The organism is Actinoplanes sp. NBRC 103695 (assembly GCF_030269485.1).
GTDB lineage: Bacteria > Actinomycetota > Actinomycetes > Mycobacteriales > Micromonosporaceae > Actinoplanes.
Map to the genome: position 1 here is coordinate 57,342 of NZ_BSTL01000026.1, position 24,488 is coordinate 81,829.

Sequence of the window (24,488 nt, forward strand, 5' to 3'; positions counted from 1 at the left end):
GTCTGAAAGACGGGTGACCACTCACGCACGTGGAGCGAAGCGACCCTCGGCGTGAGCGACGGTCTGAACCACCCACCCAGCTACGACATCTTAAAAGGGGTAGACCGGGAGATCGCCACGCAGAGTGACCCACTGGGTTTCGGTGAAGGCTTCGATGTTGGCCTGCGGACCGCCGTGCCGGGAGCCCGTCCCGGACGCGCCGACACCGCCGAAGGGCGCCACCGCCTCGTCGTTCACGGTCTGGTCGTTGATGTGGACGAGGCCGGACGGGATCCGCTCGGCCAGCTCCAGACCCGCGTAGACGTCGCGCGTCAGGATGCCCAGCGACAGGCCGTAGTCGGTGCGGGTCGCCAGCTCGACCACCTCGTCGATCGACGAGAAGGGCGTCACCGGTGCGACCGGGCCGAAGATCTCCTCGGCGTAGGCCGGCGCCGACACCGGCACGTCGCCCAGGACCGTGGGGCGGTAGAACAGGTTGTCGTAGGTGCCGCCGGTGCGCAGGGTCGCGCCGCCGGCGACGCTGGACGAGACCAGGCCGTGCACCCGGTCGCGCTGGGCCGCGTCGATCAGCGGGCCGAGCGCCACCTGGTCGCGGAACGGGTCGCCGACCGGCAGCTTCGACACACGCTCGGCCAGCTGGGCGGTGTACTCCTCGGCGATGTCGCGGTGCACCAGGTGGCGGGAGGTGGCCATGCAGATCTGGCCGGAGTGCGCGAAGGTGCCCCACGCGCCGACCGAGGTGGCGGCCGACACGTCGACGTCCGGCATGACGATCAGGGCCGAGTTGCCGCCCAGCTCCAGGTGGGCGCGCTTGAGGTGCTTGCCGGCGAGTTCGCCGACCAGGCGGCCGGCTCGGGTGGATCCGGTGAAGGCGATGACGCGTACGGCCGGCTCGGTGACCAGCGCGGCGCCGACGTCCGCGGCGCCGGGGAGCACCTGCAGCACGCCGGCGGGCAGGCCGGCCTCCTCGAAGATCCGGGCGAAGACGACGCCGCCGGAGACCGCGGTGCGCGGGTCCGGCTTGAGGATGACCGCGTTGCCCAGCGCGAGGGCGGGGGCGACCGCCCGGATCGCCAGGATCGTGGGGACGTTGAACGGCGCGATCACGCCGACCACGCCGGCCGGGATGCGGCGCGCGAAGCTGAGGCGGGGCAGTCCGGAGCGGAGCAGTTCACCGTACGGGTGTGAGGGCAGCGCCGACGCCTCGTAGCATTCGGCGGCGCTCGTGTGCACCTGGAAGTCACCGAACGGCTGGATGGCGCCGGACTCCCGGGCCAGCCACTCCTTGATCTCCCCGGCGTTGGCGGCCAGCAGATCGCCGGCCCGTCGCAGCACCGACGCCCGCTCACCGAACGGCAGGGCCGCCCAGGACCGCTGCGCCCGCTGGGCGGTCTCGGCCGCGGTGGCGACGTCGGCGGGCGTGGCCAGGCCGGCCGACGCGATCGTGTCGCCGGTGGCGGGTTCGACGACGTCGTACGCGCCGCCACCGCCGTCGGTCCACGCCCCGGTCCAGATCCTGCCGTGCCACACACCATCGCCGACGAGAGTCATGCCCGCGACGCTATGCAGGCCGTAGTGGCTGCGGGAAGATCGCCTTCCACCCAGCGGAAGATCTAGCCCGCGGTCATGGCGGGCTCGGGCGCCGGGGCCGGTCTGCGGTCCATGCCGAGGCGGACGAGCACGATGCCGCCGATGATCAGCACGCCGCCGGCGAGCTGGAGGACGGTCGGCAGCTCGGCCAGGAACAGCCACGCGAAGAGCACCGCGAACAGCACCTCGGTCAGGCCGACGAAGGACGACAGCGACGCGCCCAGCAGGCGGGCGGCGCCGATGCCGGACACGTACGCGATGGTCGCCGCCACCACCGCGAGCCCGGCGATCGGGACCAGCCAGCTCACCTGGTGCCCGGCGAGGGTCACCTCGCCGAAGGTGAACGCCATCGGCAGCACCCCGACGCCGCCCAGCGCGAACAGCAGCACCGCGCCGACGGCCATGCCGCCGGAGGCCAGCGCGATCGACGGCAGCTCCGGGTCGACGCGGGCGGAGAGCACGAAGTAGCCGGCCAGGCCGACCGCCGCGATCAGGCCCCACATGACGCCGATCGGGTCGAAGCCGGCGCCGCCGGTCAGGTCCAGCACCAGCGCCAGGCCGGCCAGTGCGGTGACCGCCCCGGCCACGGTGAGCCGGGCCGGGCGCTGCCCGTGCACGGCCCACATCCAGAGCACGACCAGCAGGATGCCGGAGTACTCCAGCAGCAGCGCCACGCCGATCGGCAGCCGCTGCACCGCGTTGAAGTAGCCGACCTGCGCGGCCGCGATGGCCAGCAGGCCGAACAGGGTGACCGCGCCCATCGACCGGCGCAGCACCGCCCAGCGCCCGCGCATCGCGACGATCGCCGGGACCGCCAGCAGCAGGGCGCCGAGCCCGACCCGGACGGCCACGGCGGAGCCTGCCGTCCAGCCCGCGTCGAGCAGTGAGCGCGCGAAGATGCCCGACGTGCCGAACGTGGCGGCCGACAGCAGAGCCAACATCAGCCCGAGGCGCATCCCGATCTCCTGTCATGAGTCATAAGGCGCTATGCTCATGACACTACGACGAGGGCGTGACAGGAGTCAACGTGATATTCGCCCATGACACCGAGGTCGCTCTGGCGGGCGCCGCGGCCCTGGTGAACACCACCGACGGCGGCGAGCAGCTGCCCGACCTGGCGGCGCTGGACGCGTTCTACAGCACCTGGCAGTGGACCGGCCGCCGCGCGGGCAGCGACGCCGAGCTGCGCGCCGTCCACGCGCTGCGGCCCCGGCTGCGTCGCATCTGGGAGACCTCCGACGTCGTCGAGGTCGTCGGCCTGGTCAACGAGCTGCTACGGGAGGGCCACGCGCTCCCCCAGCTGGTCCGGCACGACGAGTGCTCCTGGCATCTGCACGCCGCGCCGTCCGAGTCGCCGCTGGCCATCCGGATGATGGTCGAGGCGGCGATGGCCTTCGTCGACATGATCCGCGACGACGAGCTGAGCCGGCTACGCCTCTGCGCCCTCCCCGACTGCGACAACGTGCTCGTCGATCTGTCCAAGAACCGGTCCAAGCGCTACTGCGAGGCGGGCTGCGGCAACCGGTCGGCGGTCAATGCCTACCGTGCCCGCAAGGCGGCGCGGGCCTGACATGGCAGGATGATCCGGGTGACTGAACGCGTGGTGCGTCCTACCGGGCGCGGTTTCCTCCTGCTGGACTCCCACCCGACGGGCTGCTTCGAGAGCGTCGCCCGGATGCGGGTCGACCCTGTGCCGTCGACTGAGCGCCCGGCCGAGCGGCCGATCGCGCTGATCATCGGGGCGACGGCGGGCTACGGCCTGGCGGCGACGATCGCCGGGCTGGCCCGGCACGGCATCCGTGGCATCGGCATCGGCTTCGAGCGGCCGCCCGGCCGGCGCAGCGCGACCGCGGGCTGGTACCGCGCCATCGCCACCGCGAAACTCGCCGACGACTTCGTCTTCCTCAACGCGGACGCGTTCGCCGACGAGACCAAGAAGGAGACGCTCGACCTGATCGCCTCTCGCTTCGGCGGCGTCGACTACCTGATCTACAGCGTGGCGGCCCCGCGCCGGACCGATCCGGACACCGGCGTCACCTTTCAGTCGGTGATCAAGCCACTGGGCGCCGCGCACACCACCCGGACGCTGGAGTTCGACAGCGACGGCGCCCCCGCCCTGCGGGACGTCGCCGCCGACCCGGGCGACGAGACCGAGACGGCCGCGACCGTCAAGGTGATGGGCGGCGAGGACTGGTCCCGGTGGGTCGCCGCGCTCGCCGACCGCGACCTGCTCCGCGACGGCTTCCGGACCGTGGCCCTGACCTACATCGGCTCGAAACTGACGTCGGCCATCTACCGCGACGGCACGATCGGCGCCGCCAAGGCCCACCTCGAGGCCACCGCCGGCGAGCTGACCGCACGTCTGAGCTCGGTCAACGGCCGCGCCCTGACCTCGGTGAACGGCGCGGCGGTCACGCAGGCGTCCACGGCCATCCCGGGGATCGCGCTCTACGTGAGCCTGCTGCGCGGCGTGCTCGGCGACAAGCTGCAGTCCCCGATCGAGCAGTCGATCCAGCTCTGGGACCAGCTGACCGGCGCGCGCCCGCTCGACCTCGACGAGGCCGGCCGGATCCGCCTCGACCGCTGGGAGCTCGACCCCGAGGTGCAGGCCGCGGTGGCCGAGCGCTGGGCGGCGATCACCCCCGAGACGATCACCGAGTTCGCCGACGTGGACTGGTTCCGCGCCGAGTTCCGCGGCCTCTACGGCTTCGACATCCCCGGCGTCGACTACACCGTGCCTGTCGAGACCGACCTCCCCTGGCCGGCCTAGCCGCTAACGTCGGCGGCGTGGGAGCTCTCTGCGCCGCATTTCTCCTGTTCACAGCCGTTGCAATCGCACCGGCGGCCCCACTGACCCCCGGCGTCGACGATCCAGGTTGCGGGCCGGCCGCGACCACCCCGGTGCCGGACGCGCTGCCGATCCGGGTGAGCATGCCGCCGGCCGCGCCGTTCACCGTGGGGGCGATCCCCGCGGCGATGTGGCGGCGTCCGCCGGTGGCCGACCCGACGTGGCGGCTCAACTTCCAGGGCCTGATGTGGATGCGGCCCCTCGCCCGCCGCGCCGCCCTCGACGGCCAGACCGGCTCGCTGGCCGCCCTGGTGCGCCAGGCCGTCCTGTTCCATCGGCAGAACCCCGACCCCCGATCCGTCGCGTACGGGTGGGACGAGGGCACCGCCCTGCGGCGGCTGGAGGCGGAGAACTGCCTCTACGCCCTGACCCGTTCGGCCGGGCTGATCCCGGGCATGACCGCGGACGCCCGCGTGCTCACCGGCAGCCGCTACTACGGGCCGCCGTACCACCCGGTGCACAACCACGGCCTGATGGCGAACCTGCAGCTGATCCGCGCCGGCGAGCTGCTGCGGCTGCCGGCCTGGCGCCGTACCGCGATGAACCGGATCCTCACCGAGGCGCCGCTGGCCTTCTCCCGGCGCGGCTTCTCGCTGGAACAGTCCTCGATGTACCAGCTGACCAACGCCACCCTGTGGGATCAGGCCGCGGCCCGGCTGACCGGCTACCCGGCCGCGGCGGCGCGGATCCGGGCGACGGTGCGGAACGCGTACGGCATCTTCAGCTTCATGACCGAGCCGGACGGGAAGATCTCGCAGATCGGCGACTCGGACGAGATCGCCGGGCGGCCACGGGACCTGAAAGGCAACCGGGCCGTGCGCGACGACCAGGCGGGCTGGGTCATCGGGCGCTGGGGCTGGACCGACCGCGACGCGCCGCACTACACGATCCGCTACGGCCCGGCCCGCCGCGCGCACGGTCACGAGGACCGGGCCGGCGGCGTGACCTGGTCGACCCGCGGCGTGCGGGTGCTCGTCGGTCCGGGCCGGTTCAGCTACGACCGGAACAACCGGTTCTCGCTCTACCAGACCCGGCCGGACGCCCAGAACGTCGCGGTTCCGGCGGGTGGTGCGGTGCGCGGCGGGACATCGGCGATCACGAGTACGTTCGCCGCGACCAGCCACGTCTTCGTGGTGCGGGACACCGTGTACGGCAAGGTGCACACCCGCGGCGTCACGGTGAACGCGACGATCGCCCGGATGGTGGTGTCCGACTCGTTCCGCGGGGTGGGCCGCTGGCGACAGCACTGGCACCTGGACCCGGACTGGGTGCGGCTGCCCGGCGCCGCCCTGGCCTTCCGGCACCCGGCCGGGCGGCGGCTGACCGTCACCACGACCGGCCGGGTCACCGCCGTGCCGCGCGGCTCACCCGCCGGGCCGGCCGGCTGGCACTTCCCGCGGTTCCAGGTGCGCGAGGCCGCGTACCAGATCATGGTCGACAACGTCGGCGCCTGGACCACGACCACCTTCCGCGTAACCTAAGCCGGTTCCCAGAGCAGCATCTGGCGGTGCTGCCTGAACCCGTTACGCAGGTAGAAGTCGACCGCGCGGCGACCGGAGTGCACGGTCACGTGCACCAGCCCGCGGGTACGGGCCTCGGCCAGGATCGCGGCCATCAGCGCACCGCCGACGCCGCGGCCGCGGTACTCCTCGCGGACCATCACCGACTGGACGTCGCCGTAGAGCCGGTGAGGCGACCCGTTACCGGGCACCCGCTCCGCGACGTGCAGCCAGGCTGAGCCGACCACGGCGCCGCCGACCACGGCGACGAACGGCAGGTGCGTCGCCGCATGGGCGGCCACCCAGCCGGCGAACGCCGCCAGCTCGTCCGGTCCGAGCTCCCGCAGCTCCGCGAGCGCCGCGACATCCTCGACGCCGCCCCTCCGCACGATCACCCGGCGGAGTTTAGGCCAGTGATGAGTTGTCGGGGCCGCACCCGTCATACCTAGGACGGAACACGACGGGAAGGATGACGTGATGACTGCGGATACGCGGCTGACGGAGCTGGGCGCGGTGGACGAGCCGGCGTTCTCGGGGCTGGCCGAGCGGCACCGGCGGGAACTGCACGTGCACTGCTACCGGATGCTCGGGTCGTTCGAGGACGCCGAGGACACCGTGCAGGAGACGTTCCTGCGTGCCTGGCGGCGGCGGGAGACCTTCGAGGGGCGGTCGACGTTCCGGGCCTGGCTGTACCGGATCGCCACCAACGCCTGCCTGGACCTGCTCGCCAAGGTCCGCCCGGAACCCGCGACCGGCGGCGAGGCGCTGTGGCTGCAGCCCTACCCGGACCGGCTGCTCGACGAGCTGCCCGCGGGCGGCGCGGACGAGCCGGAGACGGTCGCCGTCGCGCGGGAGACGATCGAGCTGGCGTACCTGACCGCGGTCCAGCACCTGGCGCCGCGCCCCCGGGCCGTGCTGATCCTGCGGGACGTGCTCGGGTGGCCGGCCAAGGACGTCGCCGAGCTCCTCGGGGACTCGGTCAACTCGGTGAACAGCGCGCTGCAACGGGCCCGCGCCGGCATGCGGGAGCATCTGCCCGCCGAGCGGCAGGACTGGACCGGCGGCGAGGAGGATGCCGGGACGCGGGAGCTGGTGCGCCGCTACACCGACGCCAGCGTGGCCACCGACATCGACGGGCTCGCGGCCCTGCTGCGGGAAGACGTCCGCTGCTCGATGCCGCCCACACCCGGGCTGCACGTCGGCCGCGACACGGTGGTCAACGACTGGGTCGAGAGCGGCTTCGAGGGCATGCGGGAGATGCGCACCGTCCGGACCTCGGTGAACCGGCAGCCCGCCGTCGCCTTCTACCTCTGGCGGCAGGCCGAGGGCGCCTACCTGCCCCTGACGATCGACGTCCTGCGTATCACCGGCGGGGCGATCGCCGAGATCGTCACGTTCCACAACGACCAGTTCCCCCGGCTCGGTCTGCCGGAGAGCCTTCCCGCGGACAGCACGGGGCAGTCCCGGTGACGATCCCCGCCCCGGAACGGAGCCGCCGGCAAGGTCAGGTCGTGCCGCCGCCCCACATCTCGACGACCGTCCCGGGCTTGCCGGAGGCGATCAGGTCGAGGACGACGGCGACGATGTCACCGGGCGGGATCAACGGACGGGTGGCCGCCTGCTCGGCCGGGCTGAGCCGGGACCACTCGTCGTGGGCGCGGGGCAGGCCGATCCAGTCCGGGACCACGCACACGACGCGGACGCCCGGCTCGGCGCCCATCGCAGTGGTGAAGCGGATCAGGCCGGCCTTCGCGGCGCCGTAGTCGGGGGCGGCGTACGGCTCCGCGCCGACAGCGGCCGAGGAGGCGATGTTGACGACCGCGCCGCCGCCCAGCGCCCGCATCGGGTCCAGGCACAGCCGGGTCAGGAGCATGGGAGAGGTCAGGTTCAGGGTCAGCGTGGACGCCCACGACGACGTCCAGCCGCCGGCATTGTTGACCAGGATGTGCGGGCCGCCGAGGTCCCGTGCCACGGCCACGACATGCTCGGCGGCGGCCGGGTCGCTCAGGTCCGCGGGCACGGAAAGCGCCGGGACGCCGTACCCCCGGATCTGCTCGGAGGTCTGGGAAGCCGCCGCCTCGTCGACGTCGGCGACCACGACACCATGTCCGGCGCCGGCCAGCCCGAGGGCGATCTCACGGCCCAGCCCGCCGCCGCCCCCGGTCACGATCGCGATGTTCGTCATGCACCTCCCCTACCCGTCAGCGGCGGCCCCGACGCCAGGTGGGACAGCTTCGCGGGATTGCGGACGTAGTAGAGGCCGGCGATCCGCCCGCCGGACACCCGGGCCGTCAGCACGCCGTCGAGTTCGCCGTCCAGGTGGACGACCAGCGCCGGGCCGCCGTTGACGATCCTGGTGTCGACGGTCAGGACGCCGGTCACCTTGCCGAGGCCGCCGGCCATGAAGCGGGCCACCCGGTCGGCGCCGGTCATCGGTCGCACGGCCGCCTGCCGGACGCCGCCACCGTCGGCCACCAGCACGACGTCGGGCGCCAGCACGTCCAGCAGACCCTGCAGGTCACCGGTTCGCAGGGCCCGCTGGAACGACTCCAGCGCCGCCCGGGTCTCGCTCGCGGACACCCGCTCGCGCGGGCGGCGGGCGTCGACGTGCCGGCGGGCCCGGTGCGCGATCTGCCGGACCGCCGCCGGCGTCTTGCCGACCGCCTCGGCGATCTCGTCGTAGCCCACGTCGAACGCCTCGCGCAGCACGAACACGGCCCGCTCGGTGGGCGACAGCGTCTCCAGGACCAGCATCATCGCCATCGACAGGCTCTCGGCGAGCTCGACGTCCTCGGCCACGTCCGGCGTGGTCAGCAGAGGCTCCGGCAGCCACGGGCCGACGTACGCCTCCCGGCGGCGGGCCATCGTGCGCAGCCGGTTGAGCGCCAGCCGGGTGGTGATCCGGACCAGGTATGTGCGCCGGTCGCGGACCTGCTCCAGGTCCACGCAGGCCCAGCGCAGCCACGTCTCCTGCAGCACGTCCTCGGCGTCGGCGGCCGACCCGAGCATCTCGTACGCGACGGTGAAGAGCAGGTTGCGGTATCCGACGAAGGTGTCGGTGTGATCGAGCATGTCCCTCAAGACACCGCTCCCCCGGCTCGTGTGACAGGGTCGGACGGTGGCACACATCGATCTGGGCGACGCGGCCGAGCCCGGCATCCGCGGACTGTTACGGTACCGGCCGCCGACCGGGCGGGCATTGATGCGGCTCGCGGACGCGTTGCTGCGCGGGGAGAGTTCGCTGACGCCCGGCGAGCGGGAGCTGATCGCGGCGTACGTGTCGGCCCTGAACGACTGCGTCTTCTGCCGGTTGTCGCACTCGGCGGCCGCCGCGGCGCAGCTGCCCGGCGGCCGTGCTCTGGTGGACGCGGTGCTCGACGATCCGGAGACCGCGCCGATCCCGGCGAGGACGCGGGCGTTGCTGCGCGTCGCGGCGGCGGCCCGGGAGGACGGCCACGCGGTCACCGCCGAGCTGGTGGCCGGCGCCCGGGCAGAGGGCGCCACCGACCTCGAGGTCCACGACACGGTCCTGATCGCCGCGGCGTTCAGCATGTTCAACCGGTACGTCGACGGGCTGGGCACGGCCGCTCCGGACGACCCCGCCGCCTACCTGCCGGGCGCCGAGCGGATCGCCCGGCAGGGCTACTCCGGGTAGGCGACGGGGATGCGGCCGATGACGGGCGGGCTGGTGTGCGGCGGCATCACGGCGGCGACGATCGGCGGGGTGCTGGCCGCGCTGGACGACTACCAGGTGCGCGACTTCTCGGACATGGACCCGGTGATCGGGGTGGCGGGCGGGGCGTTCGCCGCGACGATCGCGGCCATGCTGATCCTGATCGTGCATCGGCGGCCGTCCGCGCACGCCGTCGTGCCGCTGCTGCTCGTGCCGCCGGTGCTGACGAGCCTGACGACCGGCCTGGAACGCGACCGGCTGGAGGCGGCCGTGCTGTGGGGCGCGGTCGCGATGGCGGTGCAGCTGCTCGTGGCGACGCGGTGGTGGCGGCGGGCGGTCCCGGCCATCCTGCTCGTCTGCCTGGCCGGCGCCGGCGCGACGTGGGCCGTGCAGGAACATTGGCGGGCGCACGCGTTCGAGGCGCTGGGCGTGCCGCTCTACGTGCCCGACGCGCCGGGGTACCGGCTGACCGGCGCGCACCCCGGGCGTTACTCGCTGATCGTGCGGCTGGAGGGCGCCGCCGGCGGTTTCGACGCGGTGGTGGAACGTGCCTGGCCGTCGTGCCCGGAGCGGGACCGCGCCCAGATCTGCCTGCCGGACGGGTATGCGATGACGCTGCACCCGGCCCAGGGCCAGGTCCGGGTGCGGAAGGCTGACGGGTCGGAACTCGCGCGCCTGCCCGGTTCGGTAACGCTCACCGAGGCCGACTGAAGATGCCGTAACCGAAGCCGGCCGTCCGGGCCCGGCCCGTCGGCGGCCAGCTCCGCCCGGAACCACGGATGCTCGATCGAGGTGTGCCCGGCGACCAGGTCGAGCAGCACCCGGATGCCGCGCTCCCGGGCCTTGGCCACCAGCTCGGCCATGTCGTCGTCGGTGCCGTACCGCGGCGCGACGGTCAGGTAGTCGGCCACGTCGTAGCCGGCGTCGGCGAACGGCGACGTGAAGCACGGGTTGAACCAGATCACGTCGACGCCGAGCGACGCGATGTCGTCCAGCCGGTCGATCACGCCCCGCAGGTCGCCGACCCCGTCACCGTTGGAGTCGGCGAACGACTGCGGGTGGATCTCGTGCATCACCGCGTCGGCGAGCCACTCGCGGCCGACGCTAGGACGGCGCCCGGTCGGGGACGGTGCACGTGGTGGTGAGCTCGGTGACCTCGCCCGAGGTGAGGGCCAGCATCACCTCGAGGACGTGCAGGGCGACGTCGGCGCCGGTGCGGTGCGGCGTACCCGTCTCGACGGCCGACGCCAGATCGACCAGGCCGGTCCCGCGTCCGCCGGGGTTGTAGCCGGCGTTCCACGACACCTTCGCCCACTCGGGCGACGACCGGGTGAAGATCTCCACGTCGCCGTCGAAGCGGTTGGGGTCGGGCACCGAGAGCGAGCCGTCGGCGCCGTACACCTCGATGTGCGGCAGCCGGGCCGCCCACGTGTCGAAGCTGAACAGCACCGTGGTGACCGCCCCGCCGGCGTGCTCCAGATAGCCCGTGGTGTGCGTGTCGATCGTGACCGGGAACCCGGCGCCCGCCTTCGGGCCGGAGCCGATCGTCCGCGTCGGGTGCGGGCGGACCGAGACGCCACTCACCCGCCGGATCGGGCCGAGCAGATGCACCAGCGTGGTCAGGTAGTACGGGCCCATGTCGAGCACCGGGCCGCCGCCGGGCTGGTAGTAGAACTCCGGGTCGGGATGCCAGCGCTCGTGGCCCGGCGTGGTCATGAACGCGGTCGCGGCGTGCGGGGCGCCGATCACGCCGGAGTCGAGCACGGCCAGCGCGGTCTGGATGCCCGCACCCAGCACGGTGTCCGGCGCGCACGCCAGGCGCACCCCCGCCTCGTCGGCCGCCGTCAGCATGGACCGGGCCTCGTCCATGGCCGGGGCGAGCGGCTTCTCGCCGTACACATGCTTGCCGCTCTTGATCGCCTGCAGCGCGACCGGCGCGTGACCGGCCGGCGTGGTCAGGTTGAGGACCACGTCGACGTCCGGCGACGCGCAGAGATCGGCCAGGTCCAGGACGCGTGCGCCGGGATGACGGTCGGCCAGGGCCGACGCCCGCGCGGGGTCCAGGTCGGCGACGGCGGTGACGGGCAGTTCCGGGTACGCGAGGAGCGTGTCGCTGTACTGGGCGCTGATCTTGCCGGCGCCGACGATGCCGACCCTCATCGGGCCGCCCACAGCAGGCCGCGCTCGACGATCGTGCGGACGTTCTCGTCCTGGAGCACCTCGACCCGGTGACCGGGCGTGCAGACGAAGACCTTGCCCTCGCCCCACTGCCTGGTCCAGATCGCCGGCGCGGTGATCGGCCGCGTCCACTGGCCCCACGGCCGGACCGCGGTGGTCGTGGTGGCGAGCACGTCGTTGTAGTCGTCGGTGAGCACCCAGTACTGCTCGGTGTGCAGGTCGAAGTCGTCCAGCCCGGCGGTGATCGGGTGTTCCCGATCGACCAGGTTGATCCGGTGGTCGACGTAGTTGTCCGACATGTCCCCGGTGCGCTTGCCGGGCTCCTCCCGGGCGGCGTGGGTGGCGAACTGCCCGCCGACCAGTTGCAGGTAGTCGGAGCTGGCGCGGTAGGAGTCGCAGATACCCCCGTGCCAGCCCGCCAGGCCGGTGCCGGCCGACACCGCCGCGATCAGGCCCTGGACCTGGTCGCGTTCGATGGTCGACATGGTCATGGACTGCACCACGAGATCCACCGACGCCATGTACGAGGCCTCGGCGTAGACCGCCGGCGACTCTTCCACGCGTACGGAGAAATCATTGTCTTTGAGAAAGGGCAGGAACAACTCGGTGGCCTCGACGGGCTGATGCCCCTCCCAGCCGCCACGGACTACCAACGCTTGACGCATGCCCCATTCCTACCTTCCGGCCGGAAGTTCCGGTAGCCCCGCGAAAGATGCGTCGAGTGCCGGTTGGGAAAGCTCGTGGTCGACCATCTCGCCTGCCAGGTAACGGCTGTAGGCCGGTAGGTCCAGGTGACCGTGGCCGCAGAGTGCGGTGAGGATCACCTTCTCCTCACCGGTCTCCTTGCACCTCAGCGCCTCCTCGACGCAGGCCGCGAGCGCGTGTGTGGGCTCCGGCGCGGGCACGATGCCCTCGGTGCGGGCGAACCGGATGCCCGCCTCGAAGCACTCCTTCTGCGTCTTGGCGACCGCCTCGATCAGCCCGAGCTCGTAGACGTGCGAGATGAGCGGGCTCATCCCGTGATAGCGCAGGCCACCGGCGTGGATCGGGTCGGGGATGAAGTCGTGGCCCAGGGTGTGCATCTTCATCAGCGGGGTCATCCCGGCCGTGTCGCCGAAGTCGTAGGCGTACCTGCCCCTGGTCAGCGACGGGCAGGCGGCCGGCTCCACCGCGCGGATCACCGGGCTCATCCGGCCGGCCAGCTTCTCCCGCAGGAACGGGAAGGCGAGCCCGCCGAAGTTCGAGCCGCCGCCGGTGCAGCCGACGATCACGTCCGGGGTGTCGCCGGCCTTCGCGAGCTGCAGCAACGCCTCCTCCCCGATGATCGTCTGGTGCAGCAGCACGTGGTTGAGCACGCTGCCCAGCGCGTAGTTGGTGTCCGGCTGCTGGGCGGCCACCTCGACGGCCTCGCTGATCGCGATGCCCAGCGACCCGGGCGAGTCCGGGTGCTCTGCGAGGATCCGGCGGCCGGCCTCGGTCAGATCGGACGGCGACGGGTGGATGGTGCCGCCGAAAGTCTCGATCATCATCCGGCGGTACGGCTTCTGGTCGTACGAGGCACGCACCTGCCACACCTCGCACTCCAGGCCGAACTGCGCCGCGGCGAAGGCCAGCGCGGTGCCCCACTGCCCGGCGCCGGTCTCGGTGGTGAGCCGGCGGATGCCCGCGGAGGCGTTGTAGTAGGCCTGCGGCACGGCCGTGTTCGGCTTGTGCGAGCCGGCCGGCGAGACGCCCTCGTACTTGTAGTAGATCCTCGCCGGGGTGCCGAGCGCCTTCTCCAGGCGGTGCGCGCGGTAGAGCGGGGACGGCCGCCACAGCCGGTACACGTCGAGGACCTCGGGCGGGATGTCGACGTACCGCTCCCGCGTGACCTCCTGCTCGATCAGGGCCATCGGGAACAGCGGCGCCAGGTCGTCCGGCCCGATCGGCTGGAGCGTGCCCGGGTGCAGCACCGGCGGCGGGGGCGACGGCAGGTCGGCCACCAGGTTGTACCAGCGGCGCGGCATCTCCGACTCGTCGAGCAGGATCTTCGTGGCGGTCATGGTCCGATCATCGGGCATCCGGCACCTTCTGCTCATATACGACACGCTCTGGCCGATGAGCGGGCACCGCCGCACGCTGGACTCCGGCCTGGTCGCCCGCGCCGACGTGGCGATATGGCGATGTGGCGATGTCCGAGTCGAAGAGAAACCGCACTCCGGCCCTCTAAGGTGTCCGCGTGGACATCGCGCGCCGCGGCGCCTACCGGCGTACCGCCTTCTTCGTGCTCGCCCTCGGCGCCCTGCTCGCGGCGGCCCGGCCCGGCATGCCCGGCTGGGTCGCCGTCGCCGTGTTCACCGTCTACATCGCCGTCGCCGCGGTGTGGATCGCCGGCCAGTACGCGCAGAGCCTCGCCGGCCGGCAGGAGGTGGTGCCCGCCTGGCTGTGGGCGCTGGCGCTGCTGGCCGCCGGCGGGCTGATCACCCTCTACTTCGTCCGCGGCTGGAGCGGCACGCTGCTCGGCGGCGCGTTCCTCGTCTATCTGCTGTTCGGCAGCGCGGTGGCGGCGTGGCGGCAACGCGAGGGTCTGCCCCGGCGGCTGGGCCTCGGCCTGGCGGTCATCGCCGTGCTGCTGACCACGGCCGGCGCGGCGCTGCTGTGGCTGACGTCGTGGCGGCTCGCCGCCGGGATCCTGCTCGGACTCGGCGTGCTGCTGTTCCTGCCGCTCGCCCTGACGATCGGCGCGTCGCAGGCCATGACCGTCCGTCGTGGCCACGGGCTGCTGCTCGGCGTGACCGGCCTGATCCTGCTCGGCGCCACCGGCTACGTGGCCGTCCGGGTCAGCCACTCCTACCTGGTCCTGTGGGTGCTCGGCGCGATCGTCGTGCTCGTCGTGGCCGTGGCGTCGGCCACCCAGGCGGACGTCGTGCTGGTGATGTCGCTGATCGCCGCGATGGGTGTGACACCCCGCCCCGCGGGCGAGCCCGACCACCTGGCGGTGGAGGGCCGGCAACGGGTGCTGGTCGCGCTGGGTGATTCGTTCATGTCCGGCGAGGGGGCGGCGGTCTACTACGAGGGTACGGACGAAGCCGACGCCGAGGACGGCAACCAGTGCCGCCGCTCCCCCACCGCCTGGCCCGTGCTCGCCTCGCGGAGTCCCGCATTCGACGGCCTCGACTTCCTGGCCTGTTCCGGCGCCCGCACCTGGAACGTCCTGCCGCAGCCGCCCGCTCCGGCGCCCGCCGACGTGACGCTCACCCGCAAGGGCGTGCCCGGCGCCGAGCCGTCCCGCTCGCCGGCGACCCAGCTGGACGCCTACCGGAAGCAGAGCGGTGTCACGCCCGCGATGGTGGTGCTGAGCGTCGGCGGCAACGACGCCGGCTTCGCCACGATCGGCCAGATGTGCCTGGCGCCGGGGTACTGCAACGAGAAGGCCGACCTGTGGACGTCGTCGCTGCCCCAGGTCGAACGCAACCTCCGCGCCACCTACGTGGCCGTCGACGACACCTTCCCCGGCGTACCCGTCGCGGTCGTGCCCTATCCCGATCCGATCCAGCTGACCGAGGGCTGTAATCAGCTCGCCCTGTCCCGCCGCGAGAAGGAGTTCCTCCACGACTACGTCAACCAGCTCAACGGCGTGATCACGCGTACGGCGTCCGAGTTCGGCTTCCACGTCGTCGACGACATGCGGCGGTCGCTGGCCTCCGAACACCTCCAGCTCTGCGACCCCGCGAACGACGGCCGCCCCGGCTTGAACTTCGTGGAGCTGCGTTCCGTGCGGGGCGGCGCCGAGGACCGCTTCAATCCCGCGAACTGGTCACACAGCAGCCTGCACCCCAACGAACGCGGCCACGCGGCGATGTCCCGTACCTTCCAGACGTGGCTGGCCCGCCAGCCGTCGCCGGTGCCGCCCCGCCTGCCGGTGAGCGCCGGCTCCCGCGACCGCCAGGAGACCGCTCTGACCACGCAGGCCGCGATGACCTCCGGCCAGGCGCTGTCCGAGGCCCGGGCCGAGGCCCCGCTGTGCCAGCTCGCCGGCGTCGACGACCGGGGAACCTGCCGTCCACAGGGCACCGACTGGACGATGCGGCAGGTCGGCCGCATGCTCCTGGCCCAGTGGGGACTCCTGGCCGCCTTCGCGACGGTCCTGGGCGCCTGGCTGCTGTCGGTGGCCTTCTTCGCCTGGCGCCGCCGTTTGGCGGACTACAGCTAGGCGACCTGTTCCAAGACGTCCGTCACGGCGCCGGTCACCTGCGGCGGTCCGGTCGTCAGCCCAGCCGCGCGTCGGTCTGCAGGTAGAAGGTCACCTCCGGATGCTGTGCGAGGTAGTAGAAGAACCACGAGATGACGATGGCAGTGGGTTCGATCGCGGTGATCAGGATCGTGGCGACCTCATCGGCGAGCTGCTGGTCGCTGTACCCCGGGCCGAGGGTGGACAGGAGGTCGTGACCGTCGCCGCCGCGGTGATGATGAGCGCTCACCACGCCGTCGACGATGGACCGCAGGCGTTTCCGGACGTCGGTGTAGCGGCGGTTGTCCGCCGTGGGCAAGCGCTCCAGCAGGTCCGACGGCGACAACGTCCGCATGGCGAAGACCTTGAACACGAACGGGGAGGTCTCACCGATCCGGGTCGCCGAGAGTGTGAAAGGGCAAATCCCGGTTCCCGCGGCGGTCAGCGCGCTCCCGCATTCGTGCCACCTCCGCCGGCCGTCGATCCATCCCGGGCGCGTTCTCGCGATGGTTGCCTGGTCCGTACAAGATCAGGAGGCAAAGACGATGATCGACCGTCGCATCCGGCTCGTGGTGATCGGCGCTCTCGGTGTGGGCCTCGCCCTGTCGCAGCAGGCCTGCGCCGGTTCACTACCCACCGAGGTGGCCGCCCCGGGACCGTCCGGCGTCGCGTCCTCGTCCATCCCCACCGAGCCCCCACTTGACGAAGACGCGGGGTCGGGCGGCTCTTCCGAGGACGGCGCCTGCCGCAACGACGACCTGGAGGTCACCGTGACGCTCCAGCCGTCCCGCGACGACGACGCCCACCGCGGCCTGGTCGCCGTGACCAACAAGGGCGATGAGCCGTGCCGCCTCGAGGGCCGCGCGTCGATCTCGCTGACCAACGCGGCCGGCGAGGCGGTGGACGTGCCCACGAAGGAGGTCCACGAGCCCGGCGCGGCCGTCCCGATCACGCTGAAGCCGGGGACGAGCGCCTTCCAGGGCATCAAGTGGACGTCGTGCGACAAGGGTTCGGCGACCTGCCCGGCCGGTAACGGGCTGCGCTTCAGCGTGCAGAGCTCGACCGACGGCCCGGCGGCGGAGCTCGACGGCTTCCCCGCGCCGGAGAAGAGCAACCTCACCATGAAGTCGCTGCGGGTCGGCACGCTCCAGCCGATCGCTCAGGGCGTCGTCGCCTGGTAGGCGGCGGGCATCATCGCGGCGAGGCGGGACATCGCCGCTTCGGTGATGGTGGCGAGGCCGGCGTCGTCGCCGGCCTCCAGCCACTCCCGGTACGCCGTTCGGAACACCTGGATCCCCACCTGGGCCGCGAGTTCCGCGACGGCCGGGTCGGCGCCACGCCGGTGGAGCGCGTCGGCGAACCCGTCCGCCATCCGCTGCTGCTTGATCAGTTCACGCTCCAGCAGGGCCGGGTTCGAGGCGATCAGCGCGTCCCGACGGCGCTGGACGTCTCGTGAGCCCAGACCCTCCCAGTCGAACCCCGCCAAGGTCCGGGTAACCGCTCGGAGCGGCTCCGCGACGTCGGCCGTTTCGGCGACCTGCCGGACGAGCGCCGCGTACAGCAGTTCCGCGTCGGCGAACAGGATCTCCTGCTTGTCCGGGAAGTAGCGGAAGAAGGTCCGGGTGGTGACCCGGGCACGGTCCGCGATCTGCACGGCGCTGGTGTCCTCGAACCCCTGCTCGTCGAACAACTCCATGGCGGCCTGTTTCAGCCGGTCTTCGCTGCCGTGTTCCCACCGAGGCATGTGACCAGCGTATCAGCGATGATGTCGCGCCGCGACATCGGTGCTATGGTGATGTCACGACGCGACATCACCATCTCGGACAGGGGAAAGCCAATGGAACTCTTGACTGCTGAGGACCGCTACGCGATCAGCGAGACGTTGTCCTTGCTCGGACACCTCGTCGATGCCGGCGAGCTGGACCGGCTCGGGGAGGTGTTCACGGCGGACGCCGTCTACGACCTCACCGATGCCGGGGTGGGCGCGATCGAGGGGCTCGACGCGATCCGCCAGGGCGCCCTGCGCCTCGGCGCACGCAATCCGGTCGCCCATCACGTGACCAACGTCGTGGTCACCGGCGAGGACGACGACGGTGTGTCCGTCCGGTCGAAGGGCCTGATCCTGATGGCGGACGGCACGATCCAGAGCCTGACGCTGTACGACACCGTGCGCCGCCACGACGGCGGCTGGCAGATCAGCCGGCACACCGTCAAGGGACAGCGCACCCCGATGAACGGAAACTTCTCCGGAGCCGCGCTGTGAGACGCGTCCAATATCACCGGTACGGCGGCCCCGAGGTCATGCGCCTGGAGAGTGTCGAGCCGCCACTGCCGGGCAGCGGCGAGGTTCTGGTCCGGGTGGTGGCGGCGGCCGCCAACGCGATGGACTGGAAGATCCGCAACGGCGAGATGCGCCTGCTGACCGGTCGCGGCTTCCCGCGGGGGATGGGCAACGACTTCGCGGGCGTCGTCGAGGCGGCCGGTGAAGGCGTAACCCGGCTGAGAGCCGGCGACGCGGTGCTCGGCGGAACGAGCATCAAGGGAGCGGGAGCGTTCGCCGACCTGGTCATCGCCGAGGAGAAGGCCGTCGTCCGGAAGCCCGCGGACCTCTCCTACGAGCAGGCCGCCACGATCCCCGTCGTCGGGATCACCGCACTCCAGGCCCTGCGCGGCAAGGAGAAGCTGGGGCCGGGACACTCCGTCTTCATCAACGGCTGTCTCGGCGGAGTCGGCCGGGCCGCCGCCCAGATCGCCCTGACGTGCGGCGCCTCGGTCGCCGGGAGCTGCCGTACACCCGCCGCCGACGAGGCACGCGGGCTCGGCATCGCCCCGCTCGTCGGATTCGGGTTCGATCCGGCCGAGCTGGAGGGCCGGTTCGACATCGTCCTCGACACCGCCGGCACGCTGCCGAACAAGGCGGCGCGGGCTCTGCTGAAACCCGGCGGCCGCATCGTCGACATCGTCCCCGCTCCCCTGAAGCTGGCGAGGAGCGCCCTGCCGGGGCCCTATCAGGTTCTGTTCGGCCGGACCAGCACGACTGATCTCGACGAGGTGACGCGCATCGCCGCCCGGGGAGAGTTGCGGATCCCGATCGCGCATACCGTGCCGCTCACCGATGCCATCCCGGCACTCACCGACCTCGAACATCGCCCCGGCCGCCGGGGCGGCAAGCTCCTCATCACCACGCGATGACCGATCGCCGGATGGCGAACAAATCTGTTCGTGTCCGGCCTCACGACATTTCGCATTGCCCGGCGCCGATGACATTTCTAGGGTTTCGCCCATGACATTCGTATTGGTTCCCGGAGCTTGGCACGGCGCCTGGGTGTGGCACGGGGTGGCGCGGCGGCTCGTCGAGGCCGGGCTGCCGGCGTTGCCGCTGACCATGCCGGGCCTGGCCTTCGGCGACGATCCGCGCGGCGTACGCCTGACGGACGCGGTCGATCACCTCGTCGCCGAGATCGAACGGCATGACCTGCGGGATGTCGTGCTGGTCGGGCACAGCTGGGGCGGCGGGCCGATCACGGCCGCCGCCCATCGCATTCCGGAACGCGTGGCGAAGGTCGTCTACTACAGCGCCTGGGTGCCGTTGCGCGGTGTTTCGATGAATGACGAACTCTCACCGGAGAATGCGGCCTACGTGCGCTCATTGGTCGATCAGGGCGGCACCGTTCCGCTGTATTTCGAGGCCGTTCAGCAATTGCTGATGCAGGACGAGCCGGAGGCCCTCCAGCGCGTCGCCTTCGACCTGATGACACCGCAGCCGGGCGCCTACATGCTGGAGGCGTTCGACGTCGGCCCGGTGACCGCGCTGGGCATCCCCGCCGCGTTCGTCCTGGCCGAGCGGGACAGGGCGCTCGCCCGCCCGGGCGAGGAGTTCGCCGCGCGGGTGGACACCAAGCCGATCATGGTGCCGGGCACGCACGAGTCACTGCTGACGCACCCCGCCGAGCTGGCCGAGGCGCTACTCGGCGCCTGAGTCGAAGGCCACCCGGCTGCCCACGATGTGTTCCTGGTGCGCGTCCGCCCACTCGACCAGCGGCGCCACCAGGGCATGCAGCGACCGCCCTGCGTCGGTCAGCCGGTAGACCTGGGCATCACGTAGGACGAGGCCGTCCCGGATGAGCTCGCGCAGGGTCAGCGACAGCATCCGCTCCGAGATCCGGCTCCCCTGATGCAGTTCCGAATACCGCTGCGGACCCTTGGCCAGCACGGTCAGCAGCAGTCCGGTCCACTTGTTCCCGACGTGCCCGAGCACGTCCCGGCGCAGCGCGCATGTCTGCTCGACGGAAGCGATCATGCCGCCCATTACACCGCAGCCGGGCCACCGCCCCGGTGAGGGGGCGGCGGTTCAGACGGCGGTGAACCCGATGCCCAGGAGGCTGGCCGCGGCCTTGTAGTCGGCCGCCCGGTGACCCAGCGACAACGACCAGTGATGGCCGACCCCGGAGGCGCTCCAGTCGTCGACCCATTCGCCGGGGTCGCGGCCGAACGACACCCGGCTGGTGGTGTTGCCGATGGCCAGCAGCGGGCCGGGGACGACCGTGCCCTCGGAGGCGATGAAGCTGAGGCTGCCGTCGCGGTCCTGGCCGAGGCCGAGCAGGGTCACCGGCCCCTCGCGTACGTCGAACTCGACGCTCACGCCCCACCCGCGCTTGCCGTGGTAGACGCCGAGCCCGCGCAGCAGCGGGTCGCGGGCCGACACCGCCAGGTGGGCGGGCCCGTCGTGGCCCATCTCGACCACGTCGTCGGAGAAGTTCAGCGCCTGGATCTCGCAGAACGACCCGCCCGCCCCGATCACCTGGGTGGCGAGCTGAGCGACCGTGGTGCGCAGCTCGTACTCGCCGGTGGTGGGGATGCCGCGGGCGGTGAGCAGGGACGCGCCGAGGATCATGCCGGCGCCGAGCCGTTCGTGCTGCTCCCCGGCGAGGCCGCGGTGGTAGTAGGCGATCGAGTCGAGCGCGAAGTCGTCGACCAGCCGGTCCAGCCCGACCGACACCTGCGCGCCCCACGCGAAGTCGTCCTCCTGGACCGTGTCGTCCAGGGTGAAGATCGACCGGGCGAGCTCCATCCGCTCCTTGACGGCGGACGGTGAGACCGCGAGCACCCGTTCGCGCAGGTCGTCGAACTCCAGCACCTCGACGTGCGAGCCGAACGTGGCGGGCAGCAGGGTCAGGTCGGTGGAGACGTCGAGCATCCCGGGGTAGAGGTGGCCCATCAGGCCGTGCCGGGCGTGCCGCAGCGCCGCCCGCACGTGCGCGGCGCGGATCCACGTGCCGATGCGCTCCCACGCCGATTCCTGGCGCAGCCAGCCGGAGACCGAACGGAACGGGATGCCGGCGCGGCGGAACGTGTTGCCCACCTCGGGAACGGGACACTGCCCGCAGTAGGCGAGCCAGGCGCCGGTGTCGAAGGACGCGTGGTCCATCTTCTCGGTCGGCTGCAGGTCGATGACGAGGACGGGCGTGTTCGACCGCTGTGCGATCGGCAGGACCATCGAGGCGGTCAGGTACGTGCTCAGGAACAGCACGATCAGGTCGCAGTCGGCCTGCCGGAGTTTCTCGGCGGCGATCGCGCCCTCCTGGGCGTCGGAGATGAAGCCGGCGTCGGTCACCTCGGCGTCCATCTCGGCGAACCGCGAGGACACGTACCGGGCGGACTCCTGGAGCTGGGGCAGCAGGGCCGGGAACTGCGGCCAGTAGGTGCCGAGCCCGCCGGCGACGAGGCCGATCCGGGTCTTCCGGCGCTTCTTCGACGTCAGCTCCACTGTTCCTCCAGGATGATCACGTGCAGGTTCCGGGGACCGTGCACCCCTTCGACGCGGTTCAACTCGATGTCGCTGGTGGCGGAGGGCCCGCTGATCCAGGTGAGCGGCCGTCCGGGCACGAGCCGCGCGACCGCGTCCGGCACCCCCTCGACGATCTGCGCCGGCCGCAGCACGCAGATGTGCAGGTCGGGCAGCAGCGAGATGATCCGCCGCCCCTGGTCCGGCGAGCCGTCCAGCACGATCGTCCCGGTCTCCGCGATGGCGACGGCCGCCGCCGTGACGACGCCGTCCGCCGCGGCGATGCGATCGGCCGGGAGATCGCCGTCGACAAGCGGAGCAGTCGGCAGCCAGGACCGATCAATTCCCGGGGGTACGACCAGAGTCCCGCTCACGATCCCGGCGACGGTCTCCGCCACCGCCGAGGACCGGTGCACGACCGCCTTGTAGTCGACCAGCCGCTCCACCAGCAGTTCCAGGGAACCCACGGCGCCGGAGGCCGGCCGGTAGTCCCGGGGAACGTCCACCGAGGAGGGCCCGGACAGGGCCGAGCGGATCCGTCCGAGCACCACATCCCGGGAGCTCATCGGTCCTCCCACCAGTCGCGGAACGTCTCGGCGGGCGGTTCGGGCAGGTCGCGCGAGGCGGTCCACCCGGACAGCGGCGGTGGCAACCGTTTCCCGGCGTACCTGCTCAGCTTGGCGGCGTGCTGTGCCGCCTCGTAGAGACGAGGATGGTCCATCGTGTACGCCGCGGCGGCCATCGCCACGCGCTCCGACCGCGGATGCGGCGCCTGGTTGCGCAGGTGCACCAGGATCGCCGGGATGTCGATGCGCACCGGGCAGGCGTCGAAGCAGGCGCCGCAGAGCGACGACGCGTACGGCAGCGAGGCGTTGTCCTCGACCCCGGTGAGCTGCGGGGACAGGATGGCGCCGATCGGGCCGGGATAGACCGACCCGTACGCGTGCCCGCCGGTCCGCTCGTACACCGGGCAGACGTTGAGGCAGGCCGAGCACCGGATGCAGTGCAGCGCCTGGCGTCCCACCTCGTCGGCGAGGACTTTGGTGCGGCCGTTGTCGAGCAGCACGAGGTGGAAGTTCTGCGGCCCGTCGCCGGGGACGACACCGGTCCACATCGAGGTGTACGGGTTCATCCGCTCCCCGGTCGACGACCGCGGCAGCAGTTGCAGGAACACCTCGAGGTCGCGCCAGGTGGGCAGCACCTTCTCGATGCCCATCACGGTGATCAGGGTGTCCGGCAGGGTCAGGCACATCCGCCCGTTGCCCTCGGACTCGACCACGGCGAGGGTGCCGGTCTCCGCGATCCCGAAGTTCGCCCCGGACACGGCCACCGACGTGCTCAGGAAGGTCTCCCGCAGGTAGCGCCGGGCGGCTGCGGCCAGCACCGGCGGGTCGTCGGTGAGCGCCGGGTCCACGCCGGGCATCTCGCGCAGGAAGATGTCCCGGATCTCGGTGCGGTTGCGGTGGATCGCCGGGACCAGGATGTGGCTGGGCTGGTCCTTGCCGAGCTGCACGATCAGTTCGGCCAGGTCGGTCTCGACCGGCTGGATCCCGGCCTCCTCGAGGGCTTCGTTGAGCCCGATCTCCTGCGTGGCCATCGACTTGATCTTGATGACGCGCGGCGATCCGGTGGCGCGGACGAGGTCGGTGACGATCGTGTTGGCCTCGTTGGCGTCCGCCGCCCAGTGCACCACCCCGCCCGCGGCGGTGACACGCGACTCCAGCTCCTCGATGAGCTCGGGCAGCCGGGCCATGGTGTCGGCCTTGATCGCCGACCCGGCAAGGCGCAACTGCTCCCAGTCCGGCAGCTCGGCGATGACCCGCCCGGACTTCCCGCGGATCGTGGTGGTCGCGTGGTTGAGGTTGCGCCGCAGCTGATCGTTCCCGAGGGCCTTCTTGGCGGCGGCCGGGAACGACTCGTCGCCGCGCAGGTGCCCCACGCCGCGCGGGGCGGGCATGCCCAGGAAAGTGGTCATGAGGTCGCCGCCAGGATCTCGGCGAGGTGCAGGGTGCGCACCCCGGACTCGAGCCGCGACAGGCCGCCGCCGATGTGCATCAGGCAGGAGGCGTCGCCGGCCGTGCAGACGGATGCGCCGGTTTCGAGGACATGCCCCATCTTGTCGGCGAGCATCGCCGTCGACGTGTCCGCGTTCTTCAGCGCGAACGTCCCCCCGAACCCGCAGCACTGCTCGGCGGCGGGCAGCTCGACCAGGTCGATGCCACGCACATTGCGCAGCAGCCGCAGCGGTTTGTCACCGACCCGCAGCACCCGCAGCGAGTGACACGTCGGGTGGTAGGTCACCCGGTGCGGGAAGTAGGCGCCGACGTCCTCGATCTTCAGGACATCGATCAAGAGCTCCGACAATTCGTACGTACGCTCGGCGACGGCCGTGGCCCGCAAGGCAAGTCGTTCGTCCCCGGCGGCGGAGGCCACCATGGCGTGCTGGTGGCGGACCGAGCCGACGCACGAGCCGGACGGCGCGACGACCACGTCGTACGGCTGAAAGGTCTTGACGTGTCGTTGAATCAGCGGCAGAGCCTGCTGCTGGTAACCGGTGTTGATGTGCATCTGGCCGCAGCAGGTCTGGCCGGGCGGGAACACCACCTCGTGGCCGAGGCGTTCGAGCAGCAGCACGGTGGCCTTGGCCGCCTGCGGAAACATGGTGTCCGCCAGGCAGGTCACGAAGAGCGCGATGCGCACCTCTC

Annotated in this window: 26 protein-coding genes and 1 pseudogene; 11 read left to right on the top strand and 16 right to left on the bottom strand. The window is 71.8% G+C overall.

What is annotated here, in order from left to right; translation table 11 throughout:
• Positions 1-90: 90 nt before the first annotated feature.
• Together QSK31_RS36585 and QSK31_RS36590 are read right to left on the bottom strand one after the other, a co-directional pair.
• A complete protein-coding gene (locus tag QSK31_RS36585; protein ID WP_285689273.1) occupies positions 91-1,551 on the bottom strand; it encodes a benzaldehyde dehydrogenase in 1,461 nt (486 codons plus the stop codon).
• Positions 1,552-1,613: 62 nt separating this feature from the next.
• A complete protein-coding gene (locus tag QSK31_RS36590) occupies positions 1,614-2,546 on the bottom strand; it encodes an EamA family transporter (protein WP_285689274.1) in 933 nt (310 codons plus the stop codon).
• A 71-nt stretch (positions 2,547-2,617) separates the two neighbouring features.
• On the opposite strand from QSK31_RS36590, the gene QSK31_RS36595 reads away from it, so the two are divergent.
• Genes QSK31_RS36595 through QSK31_RS36605 form a run of 3 tightly spaced genes read left to right on the top strand, consistent with a single transcriptional unit; the run spans position 2,618 to position 5,919 of the window.
• Complete coding sequence (locus tag QSK31_RS36595; RefSeq protein WP_285689275.1) at positions 2,618-3,160, top strand: CGNR zinc finger domain-containing protein; 543 nt, start codon at positions 2,618-2,620, stop codon at positions 3,158-3,160.
• 18 nt (positions 3,161-3,178) lie between these two features.
• A complete protein-coding gene (gene fabV, locus QSK31_RS36600) occupies positions 3,179-4,360 on the top strand; it encodes an enoyl-[acyl-carrier-protein] reductase FabV (protein WP_285689276.1) in 1,182 nt (393 codons plus the stop codon).
• Between the two features lie 17 nt (positions 4,361-4,377).
• On the top strand, positions 4,378-5,919 hold the full coding sequence (locus QSK31_RS36605) for a hypothetical protein (protein ID WP_285689277.1): 1,542 nt from the start codon (positions 4,378-4,380) through the stop codon (positions 5,917-5,919).
• Here QSK31_RS36605 and QSK31_RS36610 read toward each other — a convergent pair.
• The gene (locus tag QSK31_RS36610; protein WP_285689278.1) at positions 5,916-6,332 is read right to left on the bottom strand and encodes a GNAT family N-acetyltransferase; all 417 of its coding nucleotides are present in this window, start codon (positions 6,330-6,332) and stop codon (positions 5,916-5,918) included. The two genes, QSK31_RS36605 and QSK31_RS36610, sit on opposite strands and share 4 nt — an antisense overlap.
• 82 nt (positions 6,333-6,414) lie before the next feature.
• On the opposite strand from QSK31_RS36610, the gene QSK31_RS36615 reads away from it, so the two are divergent.
• Positions 6,415-7,407, top strand: coding sequence for an RNA polymerase subunit sigma-70 (locus QSK31_RS36615; RefSeq protein WP_285689279.1), 993 nt, complete (start codon positions 6,415-6,417; stop codon positions 7,405-7,407).
• 34 nt (positions 7,408-7,441) lie between these two features.
• Here QSK31_RS36615 and QSK31_RS36620 read toward each other — a convergent pair whose 3' ends face one another.
• Together QSK31_RS36620 and QSK31_RS36625 are read right to left on the bottom strand one after the other, a co-directional pair.
• Positions 7,442-8,122: an SDR family NAD(P)-dependent oxidoreductase gene (locus QSK31_RS36620; protein WP_285689280.1), complete on the bottom strand. Its 681-nt coding sequence runs from the start codon at positions 8,120-8,122 to the stop codon at positions 7,442-7,444.
• Positions 8,119-9,009, bottom strand: coding sequence for an RNA polymerase sigma-70 factor (locus QSK31_RS36625; protein ID WP_285689281.1), 891 nt, complete (start codon positions 9,007-9,009; stop codon positions 8,119-8,121). Before QSK31_RS36625 ends, QSK31_RS36620 begins: the two co-directional genes overlap by 4 nt.
• Before the next feature lie 46 nt (positions 9,010-9,055).
• Here QSK31_RS36625 and QSK31_RS36630 point away from each other — a divergent pair, with 46 nt between their 5' ends.
• Together QSK31_RS36630 and QSK31_RS36635 are read left to right on the top strand one after the other, a co-directional pair.
• Positions 9,056-9,592: a carboxymuconolactone decarboxylase family protein gene (locus tag QSK31_RS36630; RefSeq protein WP_285689282.1), complete on the top strand. Its 537-nt coding sequence runs from the start codon at positions 9,056-9,058 to the stop codon at positions 9,590-9,592.
• Positions 9,593-9,610: 18 nt separating this feature from the next.
• Positions 9,611-10,321, top strand: a complete 711-nt coding sequence (locus QSK31_RS36635) for a hypothetical protein (RefSeq protein WP_285689283.1) — start codon at positions 9,611-9,613, stop codon at positions 10,319-10,321.
• Between the two features lie 56 nt (positions 10,322-10,377).
• Here the strand turns inward: QSK31_RS36635 and QSK31_RS48945 are convergent.
• The 4 genes and pseudogenes from QSK31_RS48945 to QSK31_RS36650 all read right to left on the bottom strand — a co-directional run.
• Positions 10,378-10,683: pseudogene (locus QSK31_RS48945) on the bottom strand (alpha-amylase family glycosyl hydrolase); the annotation flags it as partial.
• 31 nt (positions 10,684-10,714) lie between these two features.
• Positions 10,715-11,770 carry a Gfo/Idh/MocA family protein gene (locus tag QSK31_RS36640; RefSeq protein WP_285689284.1) on the bottom strand — a complete coding sequence of 352 codons (1,056 nt, stop codon included), beginning with the start codon at positions 11,768-11,770 and terminating at the stop codon, positions 10,715-10,717.
• Positions 11,767-12,453, bottom strand: coding sequence for a ThuA domain-containing protein (locus QSK31_RS36645; protein ID WP_285689285.1), 687 nt, complete (start codon positions 12,451-12,453; stop codon positions 11,767-11,769). Before QSK31_RS36645 ends, QSK31_RS36640 begins: the two co-directional genes overlap by 4 nt.
• Positions 12,454-12,462: 9 nt before the next feature.
• A complete protein-coding gene (locus tag QSK31_RS36650) occupies positions 12,463-13,830 on the bottom strand; it encodes a TrpB-like pyridoxal phosphate-dependent enzyme (RefSeq protein ID WP_285689286.1) in 1,368 nt (455 codons plus the stop codon).
• Positions 13,831-14,006: 176 nt separating this feature from the next.
• On the opposite strand from QSK31_RS36650, the gene QSK31_RS36655 reads away from it, so the two are divergent.
• Entirely contained in the window at positions 14,007-15,980 is a 1,974-nt protein-coding gene (locus tag QSK31_RS36655; RefSeq protein ID WP_285689287.1) for a GDSL-type esterase/lipase family protein, read from the top strand.
• A 55-nt stretch (positions 15,981-16,035) separates the two neighbouring features.
• Here QSK31_RS36655 and QSK31_RS36660 read toward each other — a convergent pair whose 3' ends face one another.
• The gene (locus QSK31_RS36660; RefSeq protein ID WP_285689289.1) at positions 16,036-16,371 is read right to left on the bottom strand and encodes a cytochrome P450; all 336 of its coding nucleotides are present in this window, start codon (positions 16,369-16,371) and stop codon (positions 16,036-16,038) included.
• A gap of 172 nt (positions 16,372-16,543) precedes the next feature.
• Between QSK31_RS36660 and QSK31_RS36665 the strand changes: the two genes are divergently transcribed.
• Entirely contained in the window at positions 16,544-17,179 is a 636-nt protein-coding gene (locus QSK31_RS36665) for a DUF4232 domain-containing protein (RefSeq protein WP_285689290.1), read from the top strand.
• On the opposite strand, the gene QSK31_RS36670 is transcribed toward QSK31_RS36665, so the two are convergent.
• A complete protein-coding gene (locus QSK31_RS36670) occupies positions 17,158-17,742 on the bottom strand; it encodes a TetR family transcriptional regulator (RefSeq protein WP_285689291.1) in 585 nt (194 codons plus the stop codon). The two genes, QSK31_RS36665 and QSK31_RS36670, sit on opposite strands and share 22 nt — an antisense overlap.
• A gap of 93 nt (positions 17,743-17,835) precedes the next feature.
• Between QSK31_RS36670 and QSK31_RS36675 the strand changes: the two genes are divergently transcribed.
• The 3 genes from QSK31_RS36675 to QSK31_RS36685 all read left to right on the top strand — a co-directional run bounded on the left by QSK31_RS36675 (position 17,836) and on the right by QSK31_RS36685 (position 19,977).
• Positions 17,836-18,261 carry a nuclear transport factor 2 family protein gene (locus QSK31_RS36675; protein WP_285689292.1) on the top strand — a complete coding sequence of 142 codons (426 nt, stop codon included), beginning with the start codon at positions 17,836-17,838 and terminating at the stop codon, positions 18,259-18,261.
• Positions 18,258-19,190: an NADP-dependent oxidoreductase gene (locus QSK31_RS36680; protein ID WP_285689293.1), complete on the top strand. Its 933-nt coding sequence runs from the start codon at positions 18,258-18,260 to the stop codon at positions 19,188-19,190. The genes QSK31_RS36675 and QSK31_RS36680 overlap by 4 nt, the downstream gene beginning before the upstream one ends.
• Before the next feature lie 91 nt (positions 19,191-19,281).
• Entirely contained in the window at positions 19,282-19,977 is a 696-nt protein-coding gene (locus QSK31_RS36685) for an alpha/beta fold hydrolase (RefSeq protein ID WP_285689294.1), read from the top strand.
• On the opposite strand, the gene QSK31_RS36690 is transcribed toward QSK31_RS36685, so the two are convergent.
• The 5 genes from QSK31_RS36690 to QSK31_RS36710 are packed head-to-tail and all read right to left on the bottom strand — an operon-like array spanning position 19,963 to position 24,483.
• Positions 19,963-20,298, bottom strand: a complete 336-nt coding sequence (locus QSK31_RS36690; RefSeq protein WP_285689295.1) for a winged helix-turn-helix transcriptional regulator — start codon at positions 20,296-20,298, stop codon at positions 19,963-19,965. The two genes, QSK31_RS36685 and QSK31_RS36690, sit on opposite strands and share 15 nt — an antisense overlap.
• 51 nt (positions 20,299-20,349) lie before the next feature.
• On the bottom strand, positions 20,350-21,765 hold the full coding sequence (locus QSK31_RS36695) for an L-fucose/L-arabinose isomerase family protein (protein ID WP_285689296.1): 1,416 nt from the start codon (positions 21,763-21,765) through the stop codon (positions 20,350-20,352).
• Positions 21,756-22,349, bottom strand: coding sequence for a LutC/YkgG family protein (locus tag QSK31_RS36700; protein ID WP_285689297.1), 594 nt, complete (start codon positions 22,347-22,349; stop codon positions 21,756-21,758). Before QSK31_RS36700 ends, QSK31_RS36695 begins: the two co-directional genes overlap by 10 nt.
• A complete protein-coding gene (locus tag QSK31_RS36705; RefSeq protein WP_285689298.1) occupies positions 22,346-23,758 on the bottom strand; it encodes a lactate utilization protein B in 1,413 nt (470 codons plus the stop codon). The genes QSK31_RS36700 and QSK31_RS36705 overlap by 4 nt, the downstream gene beginning before the upstream one ends.
• Entirely contained in the window at positions 23,755-24,483 is a 729-nt protein-coding gene (locus tag QSK31_RS36710; RefSeq protein WP_285689299.1) for a (Fe-S)-binding protein, read from the bottom strand. The genes QSK31_RS36705 and QSK31_RS36710 overlap by 4 nt, the downstream gene beginning before the upstream one ends.
• Between the last annotated feature and the right edge of the window lie 5 nt (positions 24,484-24,488).